24 protein-coding genes and 2 tRNA genes are annotated in these 25,128 nt (G+C 54.1%); 25 read left to right on the plus strand and 1 reads right to left on the minus strand.

Annotated elements, in window-relative coordinates; translation table 11 throughout:
* The first annotated feature begins 120 nt into the window (after nucleotides 1–120).
* The 4 genes from lon (at nucleotide 121) to Q8O73_RS06510 (ending at nucleotide 4,057) form a co-directional block, all read left to right on the plus strand.
* Nucleotides 121–2,532, plus strand: a complete 2,412-nt coding sequence (lon, locus tag Q8O73_RS06495; RefSeq protein ID WP_305556611.1) for an endopeptidase La — start codon at nucleotides 121–123, stop codon at nucleotides 2,530–2,532.
* 264 nt (nucleotides 2,533–2,796) lie between these two features.
* Complete coding sequence (locus tag Q8O73_RS06500; protein ID WP_305556614.1) at nucleotides 2,797–3,069, plus strand: HU family DNA-binding protein; 273 nt, start codon at nucleotides 2,797–2,799, stop codon at nucleotides 3,067–3,069.
* Nucleotides 3,070–3,179: 110 nt separating this feature from the next.
* Nucleotides 3,180–3,256: transfer RNA gene (locus Q8O73_RS06505), tRNA-Val, on the plus strand.
* Between the two features lie 147 nt (nucleotides 3,257–3,403).
* Nucleotides 3,404–4,057: a hypothetical protein gene (locus tag Q8O73_RS06510; protein ID WP_305556616.1), complete on the plus strand. Its 654-nt coding sequence runs from the start codon at nucleotides 3,404–3,406 to the stop codon at nucleotides 4,055–4,057.
* Nucleotides 4,058–4,092: 35 nt separating this feature from the next.
* Here the strand turns inward: Q8O73_RS06510 and fliG are convergent, their stop codons facing one another.
* On the minus strand, nucleotides 4,093–5,112 hold the full coding sequence (fliG, locus tag Q8O73_RS06515; protein ID WP_305556618.1) for a flagellar motor switch protein FliG: 1,020 nt from the start codon (nucleotides 5,110–5,112) through the stop codon (nucleotides 4,093–4,095).
* Nucleotides 5,113–5,415: 303 nt separating this feature from the next.
* Between fliG and Q8O73_RS06520 the strand changes: the two genes are divergently transcribed.
* From Q8O73_RS06520 to Q8O73_RS06620, 21 genes are all read left to right on the plus strand, one after another.
* A tRNA-Asp gene (locus tag Q8O73_RS06520) sits at nucleotides 5,416–5,492 on the plus strand.
* Between the two features lie 274 nt (nucleotides 5,493–5,766).
* Nucleotides 5,767–6,132, plus strand: a complete 366-nt coding sequence (locus Q8O73_RS06525) for an NADH-quinone oxidoreductase subunit A (protein ID WP_305556620.1) — start codon at nucleotides 5,767–5,769, stop codon at nucleotides 6,130–6,132.
* Nucleotides 6,123–6,665, plus strand: a complete 543-nt coding sequence (locus tag Q8O73_RS06530) for an NADH-quinone oxidoreductase subunit B family protein (RefSeq protein ID WP_305556622.1) — start codon at nucleotides 6,123–6,125, stop codon at nucleotides 6,663–6,665. The genes Q8O73_RS06525 and Q8O73_RS06530 overlap by 10 nt, the downstream gene beginning before the upstream one ends.
* A 20-nt stretch (nucleotides 6,666–6,685) precedes the next feature.
* Nucleotides 6,686–7,315, plus strand: a complete 630-nt coding sequence (locus tag Q8O73_RS06535) for an NADH-quinone oxidoreductase subunit C (RefSeq protein ID WP_305556624.1) — start codon at nucleotides 6,686–6,688, stop codon at nucleotides 7,313–7,315.
* The gene (locus Q8O73_RS06540) at nucleotides 7,315–8,493 is read left to right on the plus strand and encodes an NADH-quinone oxidoreductase subunit D (RefSeq protein WP_305556627.1); all 1,179 of its coding nucleotides are present in this window, start codon (nucleotides 7,315–7,317) and stop codon (nucleotides 8,491–8,493) included. Before Q8O73_RS06535 ends, Q8O73_RS06540 begins: the two co-directional genes overlap by 1 nt.
* Nucleotides 8,490–9,131, plus strand: a complete 642-nt coding sequence (gene nuoE, locus Q8O73_RS06545; RefSeq protein WP_305556630.1) for an NADH-quinone oxidoreductase subunit NuoE — start codon at nucleotides 8,490–8,492, stop codon at nucleotides 9,129–9,131. The genes Q8O73_RS06540 and nuoE overlap by 4 nt, the downstream gene beginning before the upstream one ends.
* 1 nt (nucleotide 9,132) lies before the next feature.
* Nucleotides 9,133–10,413, plus strand: a complete 1,281-nt coding sequence (gene nuoF, locus Q8O73_RS06550; RefSeq protein ID WP_305556632.1) for an NADH-quinone oxidoreductase subunit NuoF — start codon at nucleotides 9,133–9,135, stop codon at nucleotides 10,411–10,413.
* Nucleotides 10,414–10,438: 25 nt separating this feature from the next.
* Nucleotides 10,439–12,502 carry an NADH-quinone oxidoreductase subunit NuoG gene (gene nuoG / locus Q8O73_RS06555; RefSeq protein ID WP_305556634.1) on the plus strand — a complete coding sequence of 688 codons (2,064 nt, stop codon included), beginning with the start codon at nucleotides 10,439–10,441 and terminating at the stop codon, nucleotides 12,500–12,502.
* Between the two features lie 88 nt (nucleotides 12,503–12,590).
* Nucleotides 12,591–13,604 (plus strand): NADH-quinone oxidoreductase subunit NuoH, encoded by a 1,014-nt coding sequence (gene nuoH, locus Q8O73_RS06560; RefSeq protein WP_305556636.1) that lies wholly within the window; start codon nucleotides 12,591–12,593, stop codon nucleotides 13,602–13,604.
* 31 nt (nucleotides 13,605–13,635) lie between these two features.
* Complete coding sequence (gene nuoI / locus Q8O73_RS06565; protein ID WP_305556638.1) at nucleotides 13,636–14,124, plus strand: NADH-quinone oxidoreductase subunit NuoI; 489 nt, start codon at nucleotides 13,636–13,638, stop codon at nucleotides 14,122–14,124.
* A gap of 82 nt (nucleotides 14,125–14,206) precedes the next feature.
* A complete protein-coding gene (locus tag Q8O73_RS06570) occupies nucleotides 14,207–14,815 on the plus strand; it encodes an NADH-quinone oxidoreductase subunit J (protein WP_305556640.1) in 609 nt (202 codons plus the stop codon).
* Nucleotides 14,815–15,123 carry an NADH-quinone oxidoreductase subunit NuoK gene (gene nuoK, locus Q8O73_RS06575; RefSeq protein ID WP_305556642.1) on the plus strand — a complete coding sequence of 103 codons (309 nt, stop codon included), beginning with the start codon at nucleotides 14,815–14,817 and terminating at the stop codon, nucleotides 15,121–15,123. The genes Q8O73_RS06570 and nuoK overlap by 1 nt, the downstream gene beginning before the upstream one ends.
* Before the next feature lie 8 nt (nucleotides 15,124–15,131).
* Complete coding sequence (gene nuoL, locus Q8O73_RS06580; protein WP_305556644.1) at nucleotides 15,132–17,135, plus strand: NADH-quinone oxidoreductase subunit L; 2,004 nt, start codon at nucleotides 15,132–15,134, stop codon at nucleotides 17,133–17,135.
* 6 nt (nucleotides 17,136–17,141) lie between these two features.
* Nucleotides 17,142–18,659: an NADH-quinone oxidoreductase subunit M gene (locus tag Q8O73_RS06585; RefSeq protein ID WP_305556647.1), complete on the plus strand. Its 1,518-nt coding sequence runs from the start codon at nucleotides 17,142–17,144 to the stop codon at nucleotides 18,657–18,659.
* Nucleotides 18,660–18,670: 11 nt separating this feature from the next.
* Nucleotides 18,671–20,110 carry an NADH-quinone oxidoreductase subunit NuoN gene (nuoN, locus tag Q8O73_RS06590; protein WP_305556649.1) on the plus strand — a complete coding sequence of 480 codons (1,440 nt, stop codon included), beginning with the start codon at nucleotides 18,671–18,673 and terminating at the stop codon, nucleotides 20,108–20,110.
* A gap of 1 nt (nucleotide 20,111) precedes the next feature.
* Nucleotides 20,112–20,876 carry a biotin--[acetyl-CoA-carboxylase] ligase gene (locus tag Q8O73_RS06595; RefSeq protein ID WP_305556652.1) on the plus strand — a complete coding sequence of 255 codons (765 nt, stop codon included), beginning with the start codon at nucleotides 20,112–20,114 and terminating at the stop codon, nucleotides 20,874–20,876.
* 35 nt (nucleotides 20,877–20,911) lie between these two features.
* On the plus strand, nucleotides 20,912–21,694 hold the full coding sequence (locus tag Q8O73_RS06600) for a type III pantothenate kinase (protein WP_305556655.1): 783 nt from the start codon (nucleotides 20,912–20,914) through the stop codon (nucleotides 21,692–21,694).
* 51 nt (nucleotides 21,695–21,745) lie between these two features.
* Nucleotides 21,746–23,422 (plus strand): ribonuclease J, encoded by a 1,677-nt coding sequence (locus tag Q8O73_RS06605; protein ID WP_305556658.1) that lies wholly within the window; start codon nucleotides 21,746–21,748, stop codon nucleotides 23,420–23,422.
* 99 nt (nucleotides 23,423–23,521) lie between these two features.
* Entirely contained in the window at nucleotides 23,522–23,926 is a 405-nt protein-coding gene (gene mce, locus Q8O73_RS06610; protein WP_305556660.1) for a methylmalonyl-CoA epimerase, read from the plus strand.
* A 108-nt stretch (nucleotides 23,927–24,034) separates the two neighbouring features.
* On the plus strand, nucleotides 24,035–24,274 hold the full coding sequence (locus Q8O73_RS06615; RefSeq protein WP_305556662.1) for a DUF1467 family protein: 240 nt from the start codon (nucleotides 24,035–24,037) through the stop codon (nucleotides 24,272–24,274).
* Between the two features lie 398 nt (nucleotides 24,275–24,672).
* The gene (locus tag Q8O73_RS06620) at nucleotides 24,673–25,104 is read left to right on the plus strand and encodes a hypothetical protein (protein ID WP_305556664.1); all 432 of its coding nucleotides are present in this window, start codon (nucleotides 24,673–24,675) and stop codon (nucleotides 25,102–25,104) included.
* Nucleotides 25,105–25,128 lie beyond the last annotated feature (24 nt).

Here is a 25,128-nt window from a genome sequence, read left to right on the forward strand (position 1 = left end):
CCCGCACTGGCGCTATTGCGGTGCGGGAATAACGGATTATCTCTTGCTTGTTCGCGTTGTTTGCGGGGCCTCGTGCAGGACCGCAACAGCGTTCTGGCTCAGAATAGGGAATAGAACATTATGGTCGAACTGGCACGTGGCGAAATATACCCGGTCCTGCCCCTGCGCGACATCGTCGTTTTTCCGCACATGATTGTTCCGCTGTTTGTCGGACGCGAAAAATCGGTGCGGGCACTTGAAGATGTCATGCGCGAAGACAAACAGATTTTGCTGGTCACCCAGAAAGACGCCGGTCTTGATGACCCGGCGATTACCGATCTTTACAAGGTCGGGACGGTGGCGACGGTTCTGCAATTGCTGAAACTGCCTGATGGTACCGTCAAGGTTCTGGTCGAAGGCGGCAAGCGCGCCCAAATCAGCGGATTTATTGATAATCCGGAATTTTTTCAGGCCCATGCTTCGGTACGCGATGAAGGCATCGACGATGAAAGCGAACTTGAAGCGCTGTCGCGGTCTGTTGTGACGCAGTTTGAGCAATATATCAAACTCAACAAAAAGATTCCGCCCGAGGTTCTGGTATCGGTCAATCAGATCGAAGACCCGGCGAAACTGGCCGATACGGTGGCGTCTCATTTGTCACTGAAAATCGCGGAAAAGCAGGAATTGCTGGAAACCGCGTCGGTTGCCGACCGTTTGGAACGCATTTTCGGTTTCATGGAATCGGAAATTGGCGTTTTGCAGGTCGAGAAAAAGATTCGCAACCGCGTCAAGCGGCAGATGGAAAAGACCCAGCGCGAATATTATCTGAACGAACAGCTCAAGGCGATCCAGAAGGAATTGGGTGAGGGCGAAGATGGCAAGGATGAAGCTTCGGAACTTGAAGAGAAGCTGAATAAGGCCAAATTGCCTAAGGAAGCCCTTGAAAAGGCCCAAGCCGAACTTAAGAAACTGCGCAATATGAGCCCGATGTCGGCAGAAGCCACCGTGGTGCGCAATTATCTTGACTGGATGGTATCGATTCCGTGGAACAAGCGGTCGCGGCTATCGTTGGATTTGAAAAAAGCCAAGAAAATTCTGGATCGTGAACATTACGGTCTGGAACAGGTCAAGGAACGCATCCTTGAATATCTGGCCGTGCAGGTCCGCACCAAAAAGGTCAAGGGATCGATCCTGTGCCTTGTTGGTCCTCCGGGTGTTGGCAAAACCTCGCTTGGCAAATCAATTGCCAATGCGACCGGGCGTAATTTCATCCGCATGTCGCTGGGTGGGGTGCGCGATGAGTCGGAAATTCGCGGCCATCGCCGGACCTATATCGGTTCGATGCCGGGCAAGATCATTCAGGGGATGAAGAAAGCCAAGTCTTCCAATCCGCTGTTCCTGCTTGATGAAATCGAAAAGATGGGATCGGATTTCCGCGGTGATCCGGCTTCGGCCTTGCTGGAGGTTCTGGACCCGGAACAGAATGCGACCTTCAATGATCACTATCTTGAAGTCGATTATGATCTGTCCGATGTCATGTTTGTGACCACGGCCAACAGTTTGCGGATGCAACAGCCGTTGCTGGACCGTATGGAAATCATCCGGATTTCGGGTTACACCGAAGACGAGAAGGTTGAAATCGCCAAGCGGCATCTGATTCCCAAACAGTACGAAGCCAACGGTCTGAAGAAAACTGAATGGAGCATCTCGGACGAAGCCCTTCGGGATTTGATCCGTTATTATACCCGCGAAGCCGGGGTGCGCAGTCTGGAACGTGAACTGGCCCGTCTGGCCCGCAAGGCGACCAAGCGTATTCTTCTGGACGGCATCAAATCTGTGCGGGTTACACCGCGCACTTTGGGCAAATATGCCGGTATTCGCAAATTCCATCATGGCGAAACCGAAGGGGAAGATCAGGTCGGCGTTGTAACCGGTCTGGCCTATACCGAATTTGGCGGCGATCTGTTGCAGATTGAATCGGTCACGGTACCGGGCAAGGGCAATATGAAAACCACCGGCAAGCTTGGCGATGTCATGACGGAATCGATTCAGGCGGCAACGTCGTTTGTGCGGTCGCGTGCGGCACAGTTTGGGATCAAGCCTAATTTGTTCCAGAAACGCGATATCCATGTCCATGTGCCCGAGGGCGCAACCCCGAAAGACGGGCCATCGGCCGGTGTTGGCATGGTCACATCTGTTGTTTCGGTTCTGACCGGTAATCCGGTGCGCCGTGATGTCGCCATGACCGGCGAAATCACATTGCGCGGGCGGGTTCTGGCCATTGGCGGCCTGAAGGAAAAACTTCTGGCGGCCCTGCGCGGTGGTGTGAAAACGGTTTTGATCCCGAAAGACAATGAAAAGGATCTGGCCGAGATTCCCGATAACGTCAAACGCGGTATGACCATCATTCCTGTGTCGCATGTTGACGAGGTTCTGGCCCATGCACTGGTCAATCCGCTGGTGCCGATTGAGTGGGATGAAGAATCGGAAGAGCTGGCGGTCAAGGCCAAGGAAGGCGAAGAATCGGAAATCGGTGGTATCACCACTCACTGATTCCTGTTTTTTTCGGGGTAAAATAAGGGGATGGCAGTGCCATCCCCTTTGTTTTTGCCCCCAGAATCCAGCCTGAATCGCCTAATATTCAAATGGCGATCCCTGTAAAGACGAAAAAACAGCAAAAAAACGTCGTAAACCGCAGAAAACTGCGTCTCTCGCATTGACTGGATGTTGGGGAACTGCTTACACTGCCCATGCAACAGGTTTGGGGCAAACCAAATTTCCTTATAACTCCGAACGTCCAAACAAGGGGGCCAGGAAGTGAATAAAAACGATCTCGTTGGAAGTGTCGCTGCTAAAGCTGATCTGTCCAAAGCAGACGCTGCCAAAGCCGTAGACGCAGTTTTCGATTCCATCACTGAATCGCTTAAAGGCGGTGACGAAGTTCGTCTCGTCGGTTTCGGTACCTTTGCCGTTGCTGCTCGTGCAGCATCCAAAGGCCGTAATCCGCGTACCGGTGAAGAAATCACGATTCCGGCATCTAAACAGCCGAAATTCAAGGCTGGTAAGGGTCTGAAGGACGCCGTCAACTAAGTTTGGCGAAGTTCCGAAAAAAATGCCGGTGGCTAGCGTCACCGGCATTGCTTTTTAAAAAAAGCGTGTTATGTTCCGCCCGCTTCCGCAAAACGGAACGTCAGAAATACGGGTGATTAGCTCAGCTGGTTAGAGCATCTCGTTTACACCGAGAGGGTCGGGAGTTCGAATCTCTCATCACCCACCATTCCTGCAAAAGTCGGCCATGTGCCGACTTTTTTGCTGTCTGGGCAACGGGTTTGATTTTTTGCCTGTAGAAGGCATGTTGACCTTTGTTCGTCCTTGGGGGCACTGTGGCTTTGTGATCTCCTCAGCCTTACGGAAAAGAACCCTGATGTCGTATTTCCCCCTGGTCCGATATGCCCTCTGCCTTGCAATGGAACGTCGTGGCTGGCGCATTGCCATGATGCCGGTTGTGGTTCTGGTTTTGCTGGCGATCTTGCAGGGATGCTATCTGCCCGAGTCTTACAAGATCGATCTGTCGATGACACGGCAGGGGGATTATCAGTTCAGTTATCAGGGATTGCTGGTGCATCCGGGGCTTGCCGAGGATTTGATGGCGGGCGAGATTGACAGTGCGGCGGAACAAGAGCGGGTCGATGTCGTGGCGCGCGACCTTGGCCGGGATTCGGGCCTTAAGGCGCTGGTTTACCGCGGGCAGGGGGTTTTTGACATTCGTTATGAACGTCAGGGCAATATTATTGCCGACAAAACTTTCAGCTTTGTCCGGCGCAATGCAAAAATTCTTGAGATGTCATATCGCCAGTCCGACAACACTGTCGAAATTCGCGGCGGATTTGTCCCCGAACAATATCGGGAACGTCTGGCGGCGATGGGCTATAGAATGCAGGGCGATATCGAAATTCGCACCGAAGCCGGTATTCGCAGTCATAACGCCGCCAGCTTTGACAAAACGGGCGACCAGAACCGCCTGCGCTGGGCAATCGAGTCTCTGGACGACCCTGTGCCGGTTTTGATCATTGGATAGGATGGTCTGACGGGGCAGGCGATATGTTGTCCCGGTTAATAGACCATTTCGTCTTCGCCACCACCTTCGGTAATGACAATTTGTCCCTGTGCTGCCAGTTCCTTGGCAAGCTGGACAATCATCATTTGCGATTCCTCGACATCGGACAGACGCACGGGACCCAGTGCTTCCATGTCTTCGCGCATCATCTTGCCTGCACGTTCGGACATGTTCTTGAAGAATAGATCGCGCATGCCGTCGGTCGATCCCTTGAGAGCCAGGGCCAGCTTGTCTTTTTCGACCTGACGCAGCAAGGTCTGGACGCCATTGTTGTCAAGACGGGCCAGATCCTCGAAGGTGAACATCAGGGCCTTGATCTTTTCCGCAGAGTCGCGGTTACGCTCTTCAAGGGCGGTCAGGAAGCGGTCCTGACTTTGGCGATCAAGGCTGTTGAAAATATCGGCCATCATTTCATGATTGTCGCCGCGTGAACCGCGCGCCAGATTGGACATGAATTCGGTTCGCAGGGTTTTTTCGATATTATCGAGAACTTCTTTCTGGACGGCTTCCATGCGCAACATTCGCATGATTACTTCCATCGAGAAGTTTTCAGGCAGCAACGACAACACTGCGGCCGAATGCCCGGCTTTCAGTTTGGAAAGAACGACGCCGACGGTCTGGGGATATTCGTTTTTCAGATAATTCGCCAGAACAGCTTCGTTCACGTTGTTCAGCTTGTCCCACATGGTGCGACCGGCCGGACCCCGGATTTCTTCCATGATATTGTTAACGCGGTCTTCGGGCAGGACCTTGTTCAGCAAGCGTTCGGTCGTGTCAAACGACCCGACCAGCGAACCGGTCGAGGATAACTGGTCGGCAAACTCCACAAACAGGCGTTCCACGATGTTGGAACTGATGGTGCCGAGACCCGACATGGTCTGGGAGATTTCCTTGATCTCCTCGTCATCCATCATGCTGAACATCTTGGTCGCATGCTCTTCGCCCAATGCCAGCATCAGAATCGATGCTTTTTCAGGCCCGGTAAGTGACCGATATTCTTCCTTAACCCGCCCCACGTGACGTCATCTCCGTTCGCAATCGCCCCGACACGGACCGTGCCGTTCCCCTTATGCGTCATGGTGTATCGCAAATCGTCAATATTTCTATAAGCTTTCGACGGGGTTATGGAAAGTCCATAGGCGATATTTCCGATTTTTGCAGATGTATAGGGTGCCTTGCGATCTGTTTTTCCCGTATCGGTGTCGTCCATGACAGATATGGTGCCATCCAATTGTCTACAGGGTTGAAAATACTGGTATCAGCTTGACTTGCTTCGGGGGCTGGTCTAACAAGAGCGCGCCGTTGGAGGGACACCATATGGGGGCGTAGCTCAGTCGGTTAGAGCGTCGGCCTGTCACGCCGGAGGCCGCGGGTTCAAGTCCCGTCGCTCCCGCCATTGGTGCCTGAATTTCTGTTTTGTCGAGCGCTGCGTCTTTCCTGCATGTATCCTTATTGTTGCCCTGCAATAACAAGGGACTTGACCAAGATGCCCGGCAGCCCGATATCAAAGTAACGCAAACGGCGGAAAGTTTAGAAAAGTTCGAGATTCGGAGATGTGAAAACATATTTCCGGGGCTGGAACTTGTGCGGTGCATACGCTATGGTGCGCCCCTACAGACCAGGTGGGGACCTGGTCGGGTCGCAAGACCCGTTCTTGAGAGGTCAGAGAGATGCAAGAGCTTCTTTCGGAATATCTTCCGATCCTGATTTTTATCGGGATTGCGGTCGGTCTTTCGGCCGTTATCATCATCGCGTCAATGGTTCTGGCCAAACAGGCCCCGGACAGTGAGAAGCTGTCAGCCTATGAATGTGGTTTTGCTCCGTTTGAAGATGCCCGGATCAAATTTGACGTCCGGTTCTATCTGGTGGCGATTCTGTTCATCATCTTCGATCTTGAAGTCGCGTTCCTGTTCCCGTGGGCGGTGACGCTGGGCGATATCGGGATGTTTGGCTATCTGTCGATGGTGATTTTCCTTGCGGTTCTGACGGTCGGCTTTGTCTATGAATGGAAGAAGGGAGCTTTGGAATGGGAGTGAGCACTGCCACAGGCGCGCCGATGGTGCCCGGACAGGATCAGGATACCCTTCTCAAAGGTGTCTTCGACGAAATGAACGACAAGGGTTTTGTCCTTGCCAATCTTGACAAGCTGGCAAGCTGGGCCAGTACCGGATCGTTATGGCCGATGACCTTTGGTCTGGCCTGTTGCGCGGTTGAAATGATGCATGCCGCCGCATCGCGTTATGACATGGACCGTTACGGGGTGGTGTTTCGGCCCAGCCCGCGTCAGTCCGATGTGATGATTGTTGCTGGCACCCTGACCAACAAGATGGCCCCGGCCCTGCGCAAGGTTTACGACCAGATGGCCGAGCCGCGCTGGGTGATCTCGATGGGGTCCTGTGCGAATGGCGGCGGTTATTATCATTATTCCTATGCGGTTGTGCGCGGGTGTGACCGCGTTGTTCCGGTGGATATTTATGTCCCCGGATGCCCGCCGACTGCCGAGGCGCTGATTTACGGGATTCTGCAATTGCAGAAGAAAATCCGTCGTACCGGTGTTCTGACACGCTGATCCGAGAGTAGGGGGCAAGCATGAGCGAATCGCTCAGCGAAAACAGCGTAGCGTTGACCGAGCTTAAAGAGCTGGTGATTTCGCATTTCGCCAAGGATGTGATCGAAACGGCGTTTCGGTATGGTGAATTGACGATTGTCGTCAAACGCGACGCGATCACCAGAATTCTGACGTTCCTGCGCGATGACGCCGGTTGCATGTTCAAGCAGCTGATTGATATTTGCGGGGTTGATTACCCGGAACGCAACGAGCGTTTCGACGTGGTCTATCACCTGTTGTCGATGAAACACAATTTGCGGGTCCGCATCAAGGTGCGCACCGATGAAGAAACACCGGTACCGACCGTGGTCCCGGTGTTCAGTGCGGCCAACTGGTTCGAGCGCGAAGCATGGGACATGTATGGCATTTTCTTTGCCGATCACCCCGATCCGCGCCGTATGTTGACCGATTATGGGTTTGAAGGTCATCCGTTGCGCAAGGATTTCCCGCTGAGCGGTTACGTTGAGGTTCGTTATGATGACGAACAGAAACGTGTTGTTTATGAACCGGTCAAGCTGGTGCAGGATTTCCGTAATTTCGATTTTGAAAGTCCGTGGGAGGGCATTCAGCGTGTCCTGCCCGGCGATGAAAAGGCGGAGGGCAACGCCTGATGTCCGAGCAAAAAATCAAAAACATGACCCTGAATTTCGGCCCGCAGCATCCTGCGGCGCACGGGGTTTTGCGGCTTGTTCTGGAAATGGATGGCGAGGTCATTGAACGTGCCGATCCGCATATTGGTCTGCTGCATCGCGGCACCGAAAAGCTGATCGAATACAAGACCTATATTCAGGCCACCCCGTATTTCGACCGTCTTGATTACGTCGCCCCGATGAATCAGGAACACGCCTATTGTCTAGCGATCGAAAAACTGATGGGGATCGAGGTTCCGAAACGCGCCCAGTATATCCGCGTGCTTTACGCCGAAATGGGCCGGATTTTGAACCATCTTCTGAACCTGACGGCTTTTGCGCTGGACGTTGGCGCGATGACGCCCTTGCTGTGGGGCTTTGAGGAACGTGAAAAACTCATGGAGTTTTACGAACGTGCTTCGGGGGCCCGCCTGCATGCCAACTATTTCCGTCCGGGCGGCGTTGCGGCCGATCTTCCGGCAGGGTTGCTTGATGACATCAAGGAATGGTGTGACAATTATCCGAAATTCGTCAAGGATTTCGACAAACTTCTGACCGGCAACCGCATCTTCAAGCAGCGTACCGTTGATATCGGTATCGTTTCCGCCGAAGAAGCCTTTGACTGGGGCTTTACCGGGCCGAATTTGCGGGCGTCGGGGATTGCGTGGGATTTGCGTAAATCCCAGCCGTATGATTCTTACGAAGAGTTTGATTTCGACATTCCGGTTGGCAAAAACGGCGACTGTTATGACCGGTATCTGGTGCGTTTCGAGGAAATGAACCAGTCGCTGTCGATCATGCAGCAGGCGATTGCCAATATGCCCGACGGGCCGGTGATTGTTGAAAACAACAAGGTTGCTCCGCCGTCGCGCGCCGATATGAAGCGTTCGATGGAGGCCCTTATTCATCACTTCAAGCTGTTTACCGAAGGGTTCCACGTTCCGGCAGGCGAATGCTATGCCGCCGTGGAAGCACCCAAAGGCGAATTCGGGGTCTATCTGGTATCGGACGGGTCGAACCGTCCGTATCGCTGCAAGATCCGTGCGCCGGGGTTCCCGCATCTTCAGGGCATCGATTTCATGTCCAAAGGTCATATGTTGGCGGACGTTGTCGCCAATATCGGTTCGCTTGATATTGTTTTCGGTGAGATTGACCGATGAGCCATGTAAGAAGACCTGCTCCGCGCGAGCTTCAACCGATCAGCTTTGCGTTTTCTCCGGAAAACATGGAAAAGGCGCAAAAGATCATCGCCAAATACCCGGAAGGCCGCCAGCAAAGTGCGGTGATGCCGTTGCTTGATCTGGCACAGCGTCAGACCGAGGGGAACTGGGTGCCGACAGTCGCAATGGATTACATTGCCGACCTGTTGGAAATGCCCGCGATTCGCGTCTATGAAGTGGCGACATTTTATACGATGTACAATCTGTCACCGGTCGGTAAGAATTTTATCCAGGTTTGCACGACGACGCCGTGCTGGTTGCGCGGGTCGTCGGATGTCGTCAAGGCGTGCAAGGATAATCTGGGCATTGGTATTGGTGAAACCACCGAAGATGGCCAGTTTACCCTGATCGAGGTTGAATGCCTTGGCGCGTGTGTCAATGCCCCGATGATGCAGGTGAATGACGATTATTACGAAGATCTGACCGCAGACAGCACCAAGGCCATTCTTGACGCGCTCAAGCGTGGCGAGACACCCAAGGCCGGTCCGCAAAGCGGTCGCAAGGGATGCGAACCGATTGACGGACCCAAGGTACTGAAAGCCTATTGTGGCTGTGACGCAAAAGGCGAGGAGGCCTGAGATGCTGCAAGACAAGGATCGCATCTTTACCAACCTCTATGGTTATCAGGATTTCGGCCTGAAAGCGGCGCAGAAACGCGGCAACTGGGACGGCACCAAGGCGCTTCTTGACAAGGGACGCGACTGGATCATCAGCGAGATGAAATCGTCCGGTCTGCGTGGCCGTGGCGGTGCGGGCTTTCCGACCGGTCTGAAATGGTCGTTTATGCCCAAGGAATCGGATGGCCGTCCAAGCTATCTGGTCGTCAATGCTGACGAGGGCGAACCGGGTACCTGTAAAGACCGCGAAATCATGCGCAACGATCCCCATACACTGGTCGAAGGCTGCCTTCTGGCCAGTTTCGCCATGGGGGCGCATGCGGCCTATATTTACATCCGTGGTGAATTTTATAACGAGGCTTCCAACCTTCAACAGGCGATTGATCAGGCCTACGAAGCCGGTCTGATCGGCAAAAATGCCTGTGGATCGGGTTGGGATTTTGACCTGTATCTGCATCTGGGGGCGGGTGCTTATATCTGTGGCGAGGAAACCGCCCTGATTGAAAGCCTTGAAGGCAAAAAAGGCCAGCCGCGTTTGAAGCCGCCATTTCCGGCCAATGCCGGTCTGTATGGTTGCCCGACCACGGTCAATAACGTTGAATCGATTGCGGTTGTGCCCGAAATTCTGCGGCGTGGCGGTTCATGGTTCACCAGTTTTGGCCGTGAAAACAATCACGGGACCAAATTGTTCGGCATTTCCGGCCACGTCAACCAGCCTTGCACGGTTGAAGAAGCCATGAGCATTCCGTTGCGCGAACTGATTGAAAAGCATTGCGGCGGGGTTCGCGGCGGCTGGGACAATCTGTTGGCCGTTATTCCCGGCGGATCATCGGTGCCGTTGCTGACCAAGGATGTCTGCGACACGGTTCTGATGGATTTTGATGCCCTGCGCGAGGTCGGTTCCGGCCTTGGCACGGCGGCGGTGATCGTCATGGACAAGTCAACCGACATTGTCTACGCGATTGCTCGCCTGTCGGAATTCTACAAACATGAAAGTTGTGGCCAGTGCACCCCGTGCCGTGAAGGAACGGGATGGATGATGCGGATGATGCAACGCATGGTCCGGGGCGAAGCCACACTGGAAGAGATTGATCTGCTTTGGGAAGTGACCAAGCAGGTAGAGGGCCACACGATTTGTGCGCTCGGTGATGCTGCCGCATGGCCCATTCAGGGGCTGATCCGGAATTTCCGTCCCGAAATGGAACGCCGGATCAAGGAATATCGCGCACGGATCGCGGCCTGAAGGGCCTGTTGAGAGGGATTGAGACATGCCGAAACTGACAGTTGACGGTATCGAAGTCGAAGTAGCACCCGGCGCAACGGTGCTTCAGGCCTGTGAAGAAGCAGGCAAGGAGATCCCGCGTTTTTGCTATCACGAACGGCTGTCGATCGCCGGGAATTGCCGTATGTGCCTGGTGGAAATGGAACGTGCACCCAAACCGGTCGCGTCCTGTGCCATGCCTGCGGCCGATGGAATGGTGATCAAAACCGATTCCGATCTGGTTAAAAAAGCCCGTAACGGGGTAATGGAATTTCTGTTGATCAACCATCCGCTTGATTGCCCGATTTGCGATCAGGGCGGTGAATGCGATCTTCAGGATCAGGCGATGGCATATGGCTTTGACTCGTCGCGGTATGACGAAGTCAAACGGTCGGTCAAGGACAAGGAACTGGGCCCGATCGTCAAGACGATCATGACCCGCTGCATCCATTGCACCCGTTGCGTGCGGTTCTCCGAAGAAGTTGCCGGTGTTCCGACGATGGGCGCGGTTTATCGCGGCGAAGAAACCGAGGTCGGACCTTATATCGAGGCGTCGATCAATTCCGAACTGTCGGGAAATCTGGTTGATTTGTGCCCGGTTGGCGCACTGACCTCCAAGCCCTATGCCTTTACGGCGCGGTCATGGGAATTGAAAAAGACCGACAGCATCGATGTGATGGACGCGGTTGGATCGAACATCCGTATTGATGCCCGCGGTCCCGAAGTCATGCGCGTGCTGCCGCGCCTGAACGAAGACGTGAATGAAGAATGGATTTCCGACAAAACCCGTTATGCGATTGACGGCCTGAAACGCCAGCGCCTTGACCGACCTTATGTGCGGGTCGATGGCAAACTGAAAGCCGCAAGCTGGGACGAGGCTTTTGCCGCGATCCAGGCAAAGCTTTCGGGTTTGAGTGGCAAAAAGATTGCGGCGATTGTCGGGGATACGGTCGATTGCGAATCGATGACCGCGCTGAAAGATTTGATGGGCAAACTGGGGTCCCCCCATATTGATTGCCGTCAGGACGGGGCGAAAATCGGCACCGAAGCTCGGGGTTCCTACATTTTCAATACTACAATTGCCGGTATTGAAGAGGCGGATGCCTGCCTGATTATCGGGGCCAATCTGCGCAAGGAAGCACCGATTATCAATTCCCGCCTGCGCAAGCGTTGGAAACAGACGGCGGGTGCTTTCAAGGTTGCGATGATCGGCGAAAGCTGGGACCCGACCTTCAAGCATGATTATCTGGGGGCCGGTCCGGAAACCCTCAAGGATGTTCTGGACGGCAAGAATGCCTTTGCCAAGGTTCTGGAAGCAGCCCAGAAGCCGATGATCATTATCGGCATGGGGGGGCTGGCCCGTGAAGATGGCGATGCGGTTCTGGCAACCGCCCGCGCCATTGCCGACAAATTCGGCATGGTGGTAGGTGAATGGAACGGCTTTAACGTTCTGCATTCGGCGGCTGCCCGTGTGGGGGGCCTTGATCTTGGTCTGGTGCCGGGCAAGGGTGGTCTTGCCACGCAAGAAATCCTTGATGCCGCTGCCAAAGGCAAGATCGAAGCGGTTTATCTGCTGGCGGCCGATGAAATTGATATGTCCAAACTTGAAAAAGCATTTGTGATTTATCAGGGCTGCATGGGGGATGCCGGGGCGCAGGCCGCCGACGTGATCCTGCCGGGTGCGGCCTATACCGAAAAGAACGGCACCTATGTCAATACCGAAGGCCGCGTTCAGCAAGGCTGGCGTGCGGTTTTTCCGGTGGGCGAGGCCAAGGAAGACTGGGCGATCCTGCGTGCACTTTCGGCTGTTCTGGGGCAAACCCTGCCTTATGATACGCTGGATGATGTGCGAACTCGCATGATTGCCATCAATGACGTTTTTGCCGGATTGAATGTGACGCGCAAGGCAGAATGGAGCGATTTCGGTGTGGCGGGCGACATGAAACCCGAAGGGTTCGTGTCGGCTGTTCGCAATTTCTATATGACCGACCCGATCAGCCGGGCATCGGTAACAATGGCCAAATGTACCGAGGCCTTTGTTAGCGGCACGGCAGAAGGCAAGGTTGCCTGAGATTGAGGGGCGATGGCAAAAGCCGTCGCCCGTCTCGCAAGGGGGTGTCCCGATTTTGGGACGAAACGCAAAAGATACGGTTTGACCGATGGAACTTCTTTGGGACGGATATATTCAGCCGGCAGTTTGGATCGTCGTCAAGATTCTGGCGATTGTTCTGCCGTTGCTGGTTGGTGTCGCCTATCTGACCTATGCGGAACGCAAGGTTATCGGCGCGATGCAACTGCGCAAGGGGCCGAACGTTGTCGGGCCTTTCGGGCTGTTGCAGCCGCTGGCGGATGGTCTGAAGCTGTTTTTGAAAGAAACGGTCATTCCGACCAGTGCCAACAAGGGCGTTTTTATCATTGCGCCGATGCTGACATTCATTCTGTCGCTGATCGCCTGGGCGGTTATCCCGTTTGATGAGGGAATGGTTCTGGCCGATCTCAATGTCGGGGTTCTGTATCTTTTTGCGATTTCATCGCTTGGGGTTTACGGGATCGTGATGGCGGGTTGGTCGTCGAACTCCAAATATGCGTTTTTGGGGTCGCTGCGGTCGGGCGCACAGATGATTTCCTATGAAATCTCGATTGGTCTGATCATTATTTCGGTTCTGCTGACGACCGGGTCGCTTAATCTGAGCGATATTGTGCGCGGGCAGGGCGGCGGTTTCTGGGAATGGAATTTCGTCTATCATTTCCCGATGTTTGTGATTTTTATCGTTTCGATCCTTGCCGAAACCAACCGTGCGCCGTTTGACCTTCCCGAAGCCGAAGCCGAACTGGTGTCGGGGTATAACGTCGATTATTCGGCAATGACCTTTGCGCTGTTCTTCCTTGGTGAATACGCCAACATGATCCTGATGAGCGGCCTGTGCGCCGTTCTGTTCCTTGGGGGATGGACGTCACCGCTGCCGTTCCTTGAATTTATCCCGGGTGCGATCTGGTTCATCATCAAGATTTGTCTGGTTCTGTTTATTTTCCTCTGGGTACGTGCCACTTTCCCGCGTTATCGCTATGACCAACTGATGCGTCTGGGCTGGAAGATTTTCCTGCCGCTGTCTTTCGCATGGGTCATGCTGGTCGCCACGTTCCTGGTTGTTTTCGACAAGGTCCCGGCCTGACCGCCGGCATCGGGAAAGAGAGAGGTAAACGATGTCATTTATAGACCGGACAGCCCGGAGCTTTCTTCTGGCGGAACTGGTGTCGGGCATGTGGCTCACATTTCGGTATATGTTCAAACCGAAGGTGACGCTGAACTACCCGTACGAAAAAGGTCCGCTCAGCCCGCGTTTTCGCGGTGAACATGCGTTGCGCCGTTACCCGAACGGTGAAGAACGCTGTATTGCCTGCAAATTGTGCGAAGCAATTTGCCCGGCGCAGGCCATCACCATCGAAGTGGAGCCGCGCACCGACGGATCGCGCCGCACCACACGATACGATATCGATATGACGAAATGCATCTATTGCGGTTTTTGCGAGGAAGCCTGCCCGGTGGATGCGATTGTCGAAGGTCCGAACTTTGAGTTCGCAACCGAAAACCGCGAGGAGCTTTTGTATGACAAAGACAAGCTTCTGGCGAATGGCGAGCGTTGGGAAGCCGAGCTTGCCGCACGATTGGAGGCAGACGCACCTTACCGGTAAGTGTCGCGTCTGATCGAGAAAAGAGAGTTTTGGGTCATTTTCCTGCCAAAGGGACGGAAATGACTCGCCAAGGGGGTACCTTATGGTCGTACAGGCTTTGGCTTTTTACCTGTTTGCCTCAATCGCGGTGATTGCCGCGACATTGGTGGTGACCGTGCGCAACCCGGTTCATTCGGTGTTGTGGCTGATTTTGACATTTTTCAACGCGGCGGGGCTTTTTGTTCTGCTAGGCGCTGAATTTCTTGCGATGCTGCTGGTGGTTGTCTATGTCGGCGCCGTCGCGGTGCTGTTCTTGTTTGTCGTCATGATGCTCGACATCAATTTTACCGAAATGCGCGAAGGTTTTCTGAACTATTTGCCAATTGGTATTCTGGTGGCGGTCGCCCTGTTTGTGGAACTGGCATTCGTCGGTGCGACCTGGGCCTTGACGGATGAGAAGGTTGCCGCCCTTGGCAAACCGACACCGGACGGTATCAATAATATCGAGGCGCTGGGCAATCTGATTTACACCGATTACGTCTATGTGTTCCAGGCATCCGGTCTGGTTCTGCTGGTGGCGATGATCGGGGCGATTGTCCTGACTCTGCGTCACCGTGAAGGTGTGCGCCGCCAGAATATTTCCGAGCAGGTCCGGCGCACCCGCGCCGATACCCTTGAAGTCAAAAAAGTACCGGTCGGTAGGGGGATCTGATGGATATTGGTCTTGCACATTATCTGACCGTTGCGGCAATCCTGTTTACGCTTGGCATCTTCGGTATCTTTATGAACCGCAAGAACGTCATCATCATCATGATGTCGATTGAACTGATGCTGCTGGCGGTCAATATCAATTTCGTGGCGTTTTCTGCCTTTCTGGGTGATCTCGTCGGCCAGGTCTTTACCATTTTTGTCCTGACGGTTGCTGCGGCCGAAGCCGCCATCGGTCTGGCGATTCTGGTGGTCTATTTCCGCAACCGTGGCACCATCGCGGTTGAAGACATCAACATGATGAAGGGGTAAGGCACAATATGTATGCTTTGATCGTATTCCTTCCCCTGATTGCGTCCCTGATTGCCGGGATCATTACCCTTGCCGGGGCAATGAAATCGGTATCGCACCCGTCATCTCATGACGGGCACGGGCATCATCACGGTATTTCTCCACTGGAACGCCTTGCGCAATTGATCACAACCGGTTCGGTTCTGGTGGCCGCGCTGTTGTCGATTTTGGCGTTTGTCGAAGTCGCGCTGAATGGCAATCCGGTAACGGTGGAGCTGTTTACCTGGATCAGTTCAGGTGATTTTCTGGTCAAATGGTCGTTGCGGTTTGATACCCTGACCTGTGTGATGCTGATTGTTGTGACGGGCGTGTCGTCGATGGTACATGTCTATTCCATCGGTTATATGTCGCATGATCCTGACAAGCCGCGTTTCATGGCGTATCTCAGCCTGTTTACCTTTGCCATGCTGATGCTGGTAACGGCAGACAACCTGATCCAGTTGTTTTTTGGCTGGGAAGGGGTGGGGCTGGCGTCCTATCTTCTGATCGGGTTCTGGTATTCCAAACCGTCGGCGTCGGCTGCGGCTATCAAGGCGTTTCTGGTCAACCGTGTGGGTGACTTTGGCTTTGCCCTTGGCATTTTTGCGGTTTACGTGCTGTTTGGCAGTGTGGAATTCGACGTGATTTTCGCCAATGCCGAAGAAGTCGCCGGAAGCACGTTGATGTTCCTTGGTATGGAGTTCTCGGCGCTTGAGATCACCTGTTTCCTGCTGTTTATCGGGGCGATGGGCAAGTCGGCCCAGTTGGGTCTTCACACCTGGTTGCCTGATGCGATGGAAGGTCCGACCCCGGTTTCTGCCCTGATTCACGCCGCCACCATGGTGACGGCCGGTGTGTTTATGGTGGCGCGTCTGTCGCCGATCTTTGAATATGCCGAAACCACGCTGGCGATTGTTACAATTGTCGGGGCCTCGACGGCGTTTTTTGCGGCGACCATTGGCTGTTTGCAAAACGATATCAAACGAGTGATCGCCTATTCGACCTGTTCGCAGCTGGGCTATATGTTCTTTGCCTGCGGCGTGTCTGCCTATAGTGCCGGTGTGTTCCACCTGATGACGCATGGTTTCTTCAAGGCGTTGCTGTTCCTTGGGGCCGGTTCTGTCATCCATGCCATGTCTGATGAACAGGATATGCGCAAGATGGGTGGTATCTATAAAATGGTGCCGCTGACCTTTGCTGTCATGATGATCGGGACTTTGGCGATTACCGGGGTTCCGTTCTTTGCGGGCTTTTATTCCAAGGATCTGGTTCTGGAAAGCGCATTTGCGGCCCATACGCCGGTCGGAACCTATGCATTCTGGGCGGGTATTCTGGCGGCATTGATGACGTCTTTCTATAGCTGGCGTTTGATTTTCATGACCTTCTTCGGGGCTCCGCGTGCCGATGAACGGACCATGGCCCATGTCCATGAAAGCCCGGCTGTGATGACGGTGCCGCTGGTTATTCTGGCGATTGGCGCGATTTTCGCCGGGTGGTTCGCCAAGGACTGGTTTGGCGGCGGCGATTACGAGGAAATGCTGGCATTTTGGAATGGTGCGCTGTTCATGGCCGAAGGTCATCAGGCGCTGGAACATGCACATCATGTTCCGGGGTGGGTCAAGCTGGCACCGTTTGTTGCCATGCTGACCGGCTTTATCATCGCGGTTGTGATGTACAAGTTGGTGCCGTCCCTGCCACGTACGCTGGCGAACAGTTTCAATGGTTTGTATCGCTTTGTGTTCAACAAGTGGTATTTCGATGAACTCTATCACGCGATTTTCGTCAAACCGGCCTTTTATCTGGGCCGGGGTTTCTGGAAATCGGGTGACGGTGCGCTGATTGATGGCGTCGGTCCGGACGGGGTTGCTGCGGCATGTCGCAATATCGCCCGTCGGGTCAGTTCGATGCAGACCGGTTTTGTCTACCATTACGCTTTTGCGATGCTGATTGGCATTGCGGTTCTGGTGACATTCACGATTTACAAGATGGGTTAACGGGCGATGAGTGATTGGCCAATTCTTTCGATCATCACCTTTCTGCCGCTGGTCGGGGCTGTTTTTGTCCTGTTGATCCGTGGCGAAGAGGCGAATGTCGCCCGCAACGCGCGCTGGGTTGCGTTATGGACATCGGGATTTACCTTTTTGGCATCCCTGATGCTATGGGTGAATTTCGATAATAGCACCGCCGATTTCCAGTTTGTTGAAAAAGCAGCCTGGATGCCGGGCCTGAACATCTCCTATCACATGGGGGTGGACGGCATTTCGATGCTGTTTGTCATTCTGGCAACATTCCTGACACCGATTTGTATCCTGTCGGCATGGGAAGCCATCGAAAAACGTGTAAAGGAATACATGATCGCTTTCCTGATCTTGGAAACGATGATGATCGGCATGTTTTCGGCGCTTGATGCGATGCTGTTTTACATCTTCTTTGAAGGTGTCCTGATCCCGATGTTTATCATCATCGGGGTGTGGGGCGGACAGCGCCGCGTTTATGCCGCGTTCAAACTGTTCCTTTATACCCTGCTGGGATCGGTCCTGATGCTGGTGGCGTTGCTGGCAATGTATTTCGATGCCGGTACCACCGATATCCCCAGCCTGATGGCCCATGATTTCGGCTATAATATGCAATTGTGGTTGTGGCTGGCATTCTTTGCATCCTTTGCCGTCAAGGTGCCGATGTGGCCGGTTCATACCTGGTTGCCTGATGCCCACGTTGAAGCACCGACCGCCGGGTCGGTCATTCTGGCCGGTGTGCTGTTGAAGATGGGGGGGTATGGTTTCCTGCGGTTCTCGTTGCCGATGATGCCGCTGGCATCTGAAACCTTTGCACCGCTGATCTTTACCCTGTCGATTATTGCGGTGATCTATACCTCGCTGGTTGCGCTGGTGCAGTCGGACATGAAAAAGCTGATTGCCTATTCTTCCATCGCCCATATGGGTTTTGTGACGATCGGGGCTTTTACCTTTAACCAGCATGGTATCGAAGGGTCGATCTTTCAGATGCTGAGCCACGGGGTCGTGTCCGGGGCATTGTTCCTGTGTGTTGGTGTGGTTTATGACCGCATGCATACCCGCGAGATTGATGCTTATGGCGGTCTGGTTCACCGGATGCCCGGCTATGCCGTGATTTTCATGTTTTTTACCATGGCATCGGTCGGGTTGCCCGGTACAGGCGGCTTTGTCGGCGAGGTTCTGGTTCTGTTGGGGGCGTTCGAGGCGAATACCTGGGTGGCATTTTTTGCCGCGACCGGTCTGATCCTTGGGGCGGCCTATGCGCTGTACCTTTATCGCCGGATTGTTTTCGGGGCCCTGACGAAGGAAAACCTTAAAAACATTCTGGATATGAACCCGCGGGAATGGCTGATCTTTGCGCCGTTGGTGATTGTGGTGATTTGGATGGGTGTTTATCCGGTCCCGTTCCTTGATGTCCTGCATGTGTCGGTTGAAAACCTTGTCAACCAGGTTGAAACAGCACAGGCTGCGGCGGCACAGGCCGCCCAGCTGGCGGCGAATTGAGGGGAATGATCATGGGAGATACTATGCTCAATCTCTGGGCGGCTTTGCCCGAAATGTTTCTGGCTGTTGCCGCACTTGCCCTGTTGATGTTTGGCGTTTTCGCCGGCAAGGACAAGGCGTTCCGAACGGTATCGTGGGCGGCTGTTGTTGCCATGCTGGTGACGGCCTTTCTGGTCATTATGGGGCAGGGTGGCCCGGCCTTTTTCGGCCAGTTCGTGGCCGATCCGTTTGCGCAGTTTTGCAAGGTTCTGATCCTGACCGGTTCGGCGCTGGGTATTATCATGTCGATCCGGTATGCCGAGCGTGAACGCATGGCGCGGTTTGAATTTCCGATCCTGATCACGCTGGCGACGGTTGGTATGATGGCGATGGTATCGGCCACCGATATGCTGTCACTGTATCTGGGGCTGGAACTGCAAAGTCTGGCACTGTATGTCGTTGCGGCGATCCGCCGTGATACCGTGCGTGCCACGGAATCGGGGTTGAAATATTTCGTTCTGGGTTCGATTGCATCGGGCATGCTGCTGTATGGTATGTCGATGGTTTATGGCTTTACCGGCACTACCAATTTCGCGGTTCTGGCGGGCGTTATGGCCGAAGGGTCGTTGTCGGTTGGGACGCTGGTTGGTCTGGCCTTCATGTTTGCCGGTTTGTGTTTCAAGGTATCGGCGGTGCCGTTCCATATGTGGACCCCGGACGTTTATGAAGGGGCACCGACCCCGGTGACGGCTTTCTTTGCCGTTGCTCCGAAAATTGCCGGTCTGGCACTGTTTGTACGTGTTGCGATGGGACCGTTTGCCGGTGTTGTCGCAGACTGGCAGCAGATCATTGTCCTGATTTCGATCCTGTCGATGCTGGTTGGTGCCTTTGCCGCCCTGCGTCAGGAAAATATCAAACGCCTGATGGCCTATTCATCGATCGGCCATGTCGGCTTTGCCCTTGTCGGCCTTGCCGCAGGGACGCAGGACGGTGTTCAGGCTATTCTGGTGTATCTTGGTATTTATCTGGTGATGAATATCGGTACATTCGCCGTCATTCTGTGCATGCGCCGTAATGAACGCATGGTCGAAGATATTGTCGATCTGTCCGGTCTGGCCAAAACAAAACCGATGATGGCGGCGGTTACTGCGATCCTGATGTTTTCGATGGCAGGTATTCCGCCGTTGGCGGGGTTCTTTGGCAAGTTCTATGTTTTCAAGGCCGCCGTTGATTCCGGTTTGATTACGCTGGCGGTGATTGGTCTGGTGACGTCTGTTGTCAGTGCCTATTACTATCTGCGGATCATCAAGGTGATGTATTTCGACGAACCGGTCGAGGATTTCGACCGCAATGGCACCGAGATGAATGTCATCATGGCCGTTGCCACCATCGTTATGCTGGCCTTTGTCTTTTTCCCCAACCCGTTGACCGACAGTGCTGCTGTTGCGGCTGCGGCGTTGTTCGGAAATTAGGATGACGGCACCGGTGCCGGTGGTCCGGCTTCCGGATGGATATGATCTTTTCTATCTGGATGTCGTTGACAATACGAATGAAGAAGCGAAACGCCTTGCCGACAAGGGCACCGGAAACGGTGCCCTTGTCTGGGCAAGGCAGCAACAATCGGGGCGGGGGCGTCGTGGACGTGTCTGGTCGTCGCCTGCGGGCAATTTGTATTGTTCGCTTTTACTGCGGCCGGAACGGCCGTTGAATGAAAGTGCCCGCCTGACATTTTTGGCCGCCATTGCGATGGCCGAAGCCATTGATCAGGTGACTGCCAACCGGGTGCAGCCCGCGTGCAAATGGCCCAATGATTTGCTGGTACATGGGCGCAAACTTTCGGGTATTTTGCTTGAAAGCACCTCTTCCCGGGGATCGGATACCGATTATCTGGTGATCGGCACCGGGGTCAATATTGCCTTTCATCCTGAAGATTCCGAAAGTCCGGCGACTTCGCTGGCATCGCTTGGCGCACCGGTATCTGTTCGCGACCTTGTTGAAGCCTATATGGCGCGGATGGCGCATTGGCTTGATATCTGGCAGCAACAGGGGTTTGCCCCGGTCCGGGCAGTGTGGCTGGCGCGGGCGCATGGTCTGGGCGAGGCGGTAACTGCACGATTGTCCGACAGGACGCAAGAAGGTACTTTTGTCGGTCTTGATGACGATGGTGCGCTTCTTCTAAGAGACAGTACAGGGCAGGATCATTTTATTGGTGCTGGCGAAGTTTTTTTCCGGTCCTAAATAACAACAGCCATACCGACGACAAAGGGACCATCATGCTGCTGGCGATAGATGCGGGGAATACCAATATTGTTTTTGCCGTGTTTGACGGCGATACCGTCAAGGGACAATGGCGTTGTTCAACAACGGTGGAACGTACCGCGGATGAATTGGGTGTCTGGCTGCACCATTTGTTCACGCTGGCCGATGTGCCCAGAGATGCGATTACCGGTGCCATCATTGCCACTGTGGTTCCGGCGGCGGAATTCAGCCTGAAAACCTTGTGCCGACATTATTTTAATGTCGAACCAATGGTGATTGGTGATCCGGGTGTTGAACTGGACATGAAAATCATCATGGATCGGCCCAGCGAAGTCGGTTCGGACCGTCTGGTCAATGCAGTTGCCGCGCATAAGCTGTTTGGCGGGCCGCTGGTGGTGCTGGATTTTGGCACGGCGACTACATTCGATGTGATTGACGGCGAGGGAAACTATCTGGGCGGCATCATTGCGCCGGGGGTGAATTTGTCGATTAAAGCCCTGCATATGGCGGCGGCGCAATTGCCGATGGTGGCGGTCGAAGCTCCGCGCAATGTGATTGGCAAAAATACGGTCGAGGCGATGCAATCCGGGGTTTTCTGGGGTTATGTCTCGATGATCGAGGGGCTGATCGCCCGGATCAAGGCCCAGCAGGGTGTTTCCGATATGAAAGTTGTCGCCACCGGTGGCCTTGCACCGCTGTTTACGAAGGCGGTTGATGAAATTCAGCATTTGCATGGCGATCTGACCATGCTGGGGCTATTGATGATTTATCGTCGCAATACGGCCCCGTCCGAATAAGCCGCGCCATTATCCCTTGGCGTGCTGACACACAGAACAAAGGTAAAACCCGTGGATCTGTATTTGCCCAAAGACGAATTGCTGTTTGTACCGCTTGGTGGCTCCGGCGAGATTGGCATGAATCTCAACCTCTATGGTTATAATGACCAGTGGTTGATGGTCGATATGGGGGTGTCGTTTGGCGAGGATGGCCTGCCGGGTGTCGATGTCGTCATGCCTGACCCGACCTTTATCGAAGACCGCAAGGACGGCTTGTTGGGGCTGGTTCTGACTCATGCCCATGAAGACCATCTGGGGGCGGTTCCCTATATGTGGAAGCGGTTTCGCTGCCCGATCTATGCAACACCGTTTGCCGCCGAATTTCTGCGGGCGAAACTGACCGAAACCGATTTTGCCGATCAGGTGCCGATTCACGAGATTGAACTGGGCGGGCGTTTTAGCCTTGGCCCGTTTGATATCGAAATGATCACCATGACCCATTCGATTCTGGAACCCAATGCGCTGGCGATCCGGACACCCAAGGGGTTGGTGGTGCATACAGGCGACTGGAAATTTGACCCCGACCCGCAAATTGGCGAAGCCGCGGATGTCAAAAAGCTTGAAGCACTGGGCGATGAGGGTGTTATTGCCCTGATTTGTGATTCGACCAATGTGTTTTCCGAAGGCGTTACCGGATCCGAAGCTGAAGTTGCCAAGAATCTGGTCGAGGTGATTGCCAAATATCCGACCGGACGTATTGCCATCGCCTGCTTTGCGACCAATGTCGCCCGTCTGCAATCGATCATCGAGGCCGCCCATGAAAACGGTCGCTGTGTTGCCCTGGCCGGGCGATCCTTGAAACGGGTGACCGAGGCAGCGCGCAAGGTTGGCTATCTGACCGGGTATCCGAACTTGCTGTCCGATGAAGATTCGATGGAAGTGCCCAAGGATCAGGTTTTGCTGATTTGTACCGGGTCGCAGGGTGAACCGCGTGCGGCCCTGTCGCGCATTGCCAATGGCGATCATCCGACGGTGCAACTTGATGCCGGGGATACGGTGATTTTTTCGGCCCGAGAAATTCCGGGCAATGAAAAGGCGATTGGCCATATCCAGAACCGCCTGATCAAGCGCGGCATTCAGGTGATTACGGCGCGTGATGAACCGATCCATGTGTCGGGTCATCCGGGGCGGCAGGATCTGGCGCGGATGTATCAGTTGACCCGACCCAAAATTCTGATTCCGGTGCATGGTGAACCCCGTCATTTAAGGGCGCAGGCCGCCCTTGCCGAACAATGCCTGGTCCCTGAAAGCGTCGTGCCACATGATGGCACGATTATTCGTCTTGAACCGGGCAATGCCGGGATCATTGGCGATGCGGGGGCGGGGATTTTGTGCCTGGATGGTGGGCGGTTGTTAAGCCGGGATTCGGAAACCTTCCGCAATCGAAACCGTATTGTCTGGAACGGGGTGGTGTTTGTTTCCGTTGTCCTCAACCAGTTCGGGGAAATGGTCGGTGAACCGAAAATCACCGCCCCCAGCCTGTTTGACGAACCGGGCGATGATGTGCGGCTGGATCTTTTTGCCGCTGAAATCGGCAATCGTGTCGATCAGCTTGATGATGACGAAGTCCTTGATGATGCAGCGGTTATTTTGGCGATCCGGCAAAGCATGCGTCGCCCCATTCGCCAAAAACTGGGCAAGCGCCCGTTGATTGAAGTGCATTTGATGAGGGTCCAGGAAAGCGCCTGAGGCGCATGTTCGACCAATGACGCACTTTGCCGTGCGGGGCAGGGCGGATAAGGTCCGTCTTGCTGCCCGGCGGACCGGTTTCAGTGCAGGAGCAAATCAATGATTGGACGATTGAACCATGTGGCGATTGCCGTTCCCGATCTGACCGAGGCCATTCGGCTGTATCGCGATGTTCTGGGCGCAAAGGTTACCGAACCGCAGGATGAACCCGATCACGGGGTGACGGTGGTTTTCATCGAATTGCCCAATACCAAGATCGAACTGCTTTATCCGATGGGTGATCATTCGCCGATTCAGGGGTTTCTGGATAAAAACAGTGTGGGCGGCATTCACCATGTCTGTTACGAAGTGGATGACATTCTGGCCGCCCGCGACAGCCTGTGCAAGGACGGAGCGCGGATATTGGGCAATGGAGAGCCAAAAATCGGGGCGCATGGCAAACCGGTACTGTTTTTACATCCCAAGGATTTCAACGGCACCCTGATCGAACTTGAACAGGTTTGATTATCATCCCGATTCCGTGATCCAAATTATCACACCCGCCCTTGCCATGTCGGGCGGGTGTTTCTATGTTCGGCGGATCATTTGTTTTCAATGTTCAAGAGTGTTGCCATGAACTGGTTTTCCGCCATCCTTGTTTATATCGTGATTTGGTGGCTGGTTTTGTTCATGGTCTTGCCGTTTGGTGTTAATCGTCCGGCCAAAATTGGACATGGCCATGCCAGTGGCGCCCCGGAAAAGCCCCATATGTGGAAGAAAATTCTGGCGACCTCATTGATATCGGTCGTGTTATGGGGCGTTGCCTATGCCGTTATCACCAGCGGGATCATCGAAGTGCGGCCCCCGGCCTGATAACGGTCGGGGTTCAGACAAAAAAAAGCAAGATCCGAAGATCTTGCCCAATTAGCTATTTTTAGCTGTTTTCCCGTTATCTTTCTTATTCCTCCTAGACCTGGGCACGTGGCACAGGTTGTATTCCGACGTCGCGCCAGCTTCTTATTGCTTTTTTGGTAAAAAGCCTCCCGCAAGATTATGAGCGGCTGCGGTGCGTCTTTAAAACGATCTTACGTCGTTTTGTGTTGCTTAAAAAGCCATAGCTTTCACAATTATGCAAGATGTTTTGACCATATTTCACAAGTGTTTCGATGCTGCGGTGCAGTAACTGCCGGTTATCAGCCCTTTCGCAAAGGATTGTTCAGATGAGATCATTATTCCTGATGTCTCGAAATGTTATTGTAACGGGTTGTATCGTGATCTTGATCACTGCATTGGCCGGGCAAACTGCTGTAGCGCAGGGTGCGGATTCTCCGAATTCTGCGCTGGAAAATTCCCAACCAACGGTTACCGTCACACGGGCTGCCTGCGAGGCACTGGTCAGTCATGTTCCCGACGATGATGTCGCTTATAAACCCGGTGTGGATGTGCATGGCCGCCCGGTTGTTCCCGCCGATGGCGGAACCGGGCAATCGGTGATTGATGTGCCCCGCGAGATTGAATTTCCGGTGACGGTCGATTTTTTTGAAAATGCCGGAATCGCGGCCCCGACAGGAATTGGCGGCGAGGCGACACTGGGGCGCATCAGTTTTCGCAACGGGCGGGTTTATTTCAACAATACTCCGCTGGGCGATGATGCGGGCAAGGATGATTTGATTGCGGCCTGCAAGGCTGCCGGGTTCCGCTAGGCTCACATCCAGGCGCAATTTCGC

This window comes from Thalassospira sp., assembly GCF_030690045.1.
Lineage (GTDB): Bacteria > Pseudomonadota > Alphaproteobacteria > Rhodospirillales > Thalassospiraceae > Thalassospira.

What these genes read in the sequence shown, in the direction of transcription:
- Q8O73_RS06525 (WP_305556620.1), top strand. Translation starts at nt 5,767, where the DNA reads ATGCAAGAGCTTCTTTCGGAATATCTTCCGATCCTGATTTTTATCGGG.
- nuoF (WP_305556632.1), top strand. Translation starts at nt 9,133, where the DNA reads ATGCTGCAAGACAAGGATCGCATCTTTACCAACCTCTATGGTTATCAG.
- Q8O73_RS06595 (WP_305556652.1), top strand. Translation starts at nt 20,112, where the DNA reads ATGACGGCACCGGTGCCGGTGGTCCGGCTTCCGGATGGATATGATCTT.
- nuoL (WP_305556644.1), top strand. Translation starts at nt 15,132, where the DNA reads ATGTATGCTTTGATCGTATTCCTTCCCCTGATTGCGTCCCTGATTGCC.
- nuoH (WP_305556636.1), top strand. Translation starts at nt 12,591, where the DNA reads ATGGAACTTCTTTGGGACGGATATATTCAGCCGGCAGTTTGGATCGTC.
- Q8O73_RS06510 (WP_305556616.1), top strand. Translation starts at nt 3,404, where the DNA reads ATGTCGTATTTCCCCCTGGTCCGATATGCCCTCTGCCTTGCAATGGAA.
- mce (WP_305556660.1), top strand. Translation starts at nt 23,522, where the DNA reads ATGATTGGACGATTGAACCATGTGGCGATTGCCGTTCCCGATCTGACC.
- Q8O73_RS06570 (WP_305556640.1), top strand. Translation starts at nt 14,207, where the DNA reads ATGGTCGTACAGGCTTTGGCTTTTTACCTGTTTGCCTCAATCGCGGTG.
- Q8O73_RS06615 (WP_305556662.1), top strand. Translation starts at nt 24,035, where the DNA reads ATGAACTGGTTTTCCGCCATCCTTGTTTATATCGTGATTTGGTGGCTG.
- lon (WP_305556611.1), top strand. Translation starts at nt 121, where the DNA reads ATGGTCGAACTGGCACGTGGCGAAATATACCCGGTCCTGCCCCTGCGC.
- Q8O73_RS06585 (WP_305556647.1), top strand. Translation starts at nt 17,142, where the DNA reads ATGAGTGATTGGCCAATTCTTTCGATCATCACCTTTCTGCCGCTGGTC.
- nuoE (WP_305556630.1), top strand. Translation starts at nt 8,490, where the DNA reads ATGAGCCATGTAAGAAGACCTGCTCCGCGCGAGCTTCAACCGATCAGC.
- Q8O73_RS06535 (WP_305556624.1), top strand. Translation starts at nt 6,686, where the DNA reads ATGAGCGAATCGCTCAGCGAAAACAGCGTAGCGTTGACCGAGCTTAAA.
- nuoN (WP_305556649.1), top strand. Translation starts at nt 18,671, where the DNA reads ATGGGAGATACTATGCTCAATCTCTGGGCGGCTTTGCCCGAAATGTTT.
- Q8O73_RS06530 (WP_305556622.1), top strand. Translation starts at nt 6,123, where the DNA reads ATGGGAGTGAGCACTGCCACAGGCGCGCCGATGGTGCCCGGACAGGAT.
- Q8O73_RS06600 (WP_305556655.1), top strand. Translation starts at nt 20,912, where the DNA reads ATGCTGCTGGCGATAGATGCGGGGAATACCAATATTGTTTTTGCCGTG.
- nuoK (WP_305556642.1), top strand. Translation starts at nt 14,815, where the DNA reads ATGGATATTGGTCTTGCACATTATCTGACCGTTGCGGCAATCCTGTTT.
- nuoI (WP_305556638.1), top strand. Translation starts at nt 13,636, where the DNA reads ATGTCATTTATAGACCGGACAGCCCGGAGCTTTCTTCTGGCGGAACTG.
- Q8O73_RS06540 (WP_305556627.1), top strand. Translation starts at nt 7,315, where the DNA reads ATGTCCGAGCAAAAAATCAAAAACATGACCCTGAATTTCGGCCCGCAG.
- nuoG (WP_305556634.1), top strand. Translation starts at nt 10,439, where the DNA reads ATGCCGAAACTGACAGTTGACGGTATCGAAGTCGAAGTAGCACCCGGC.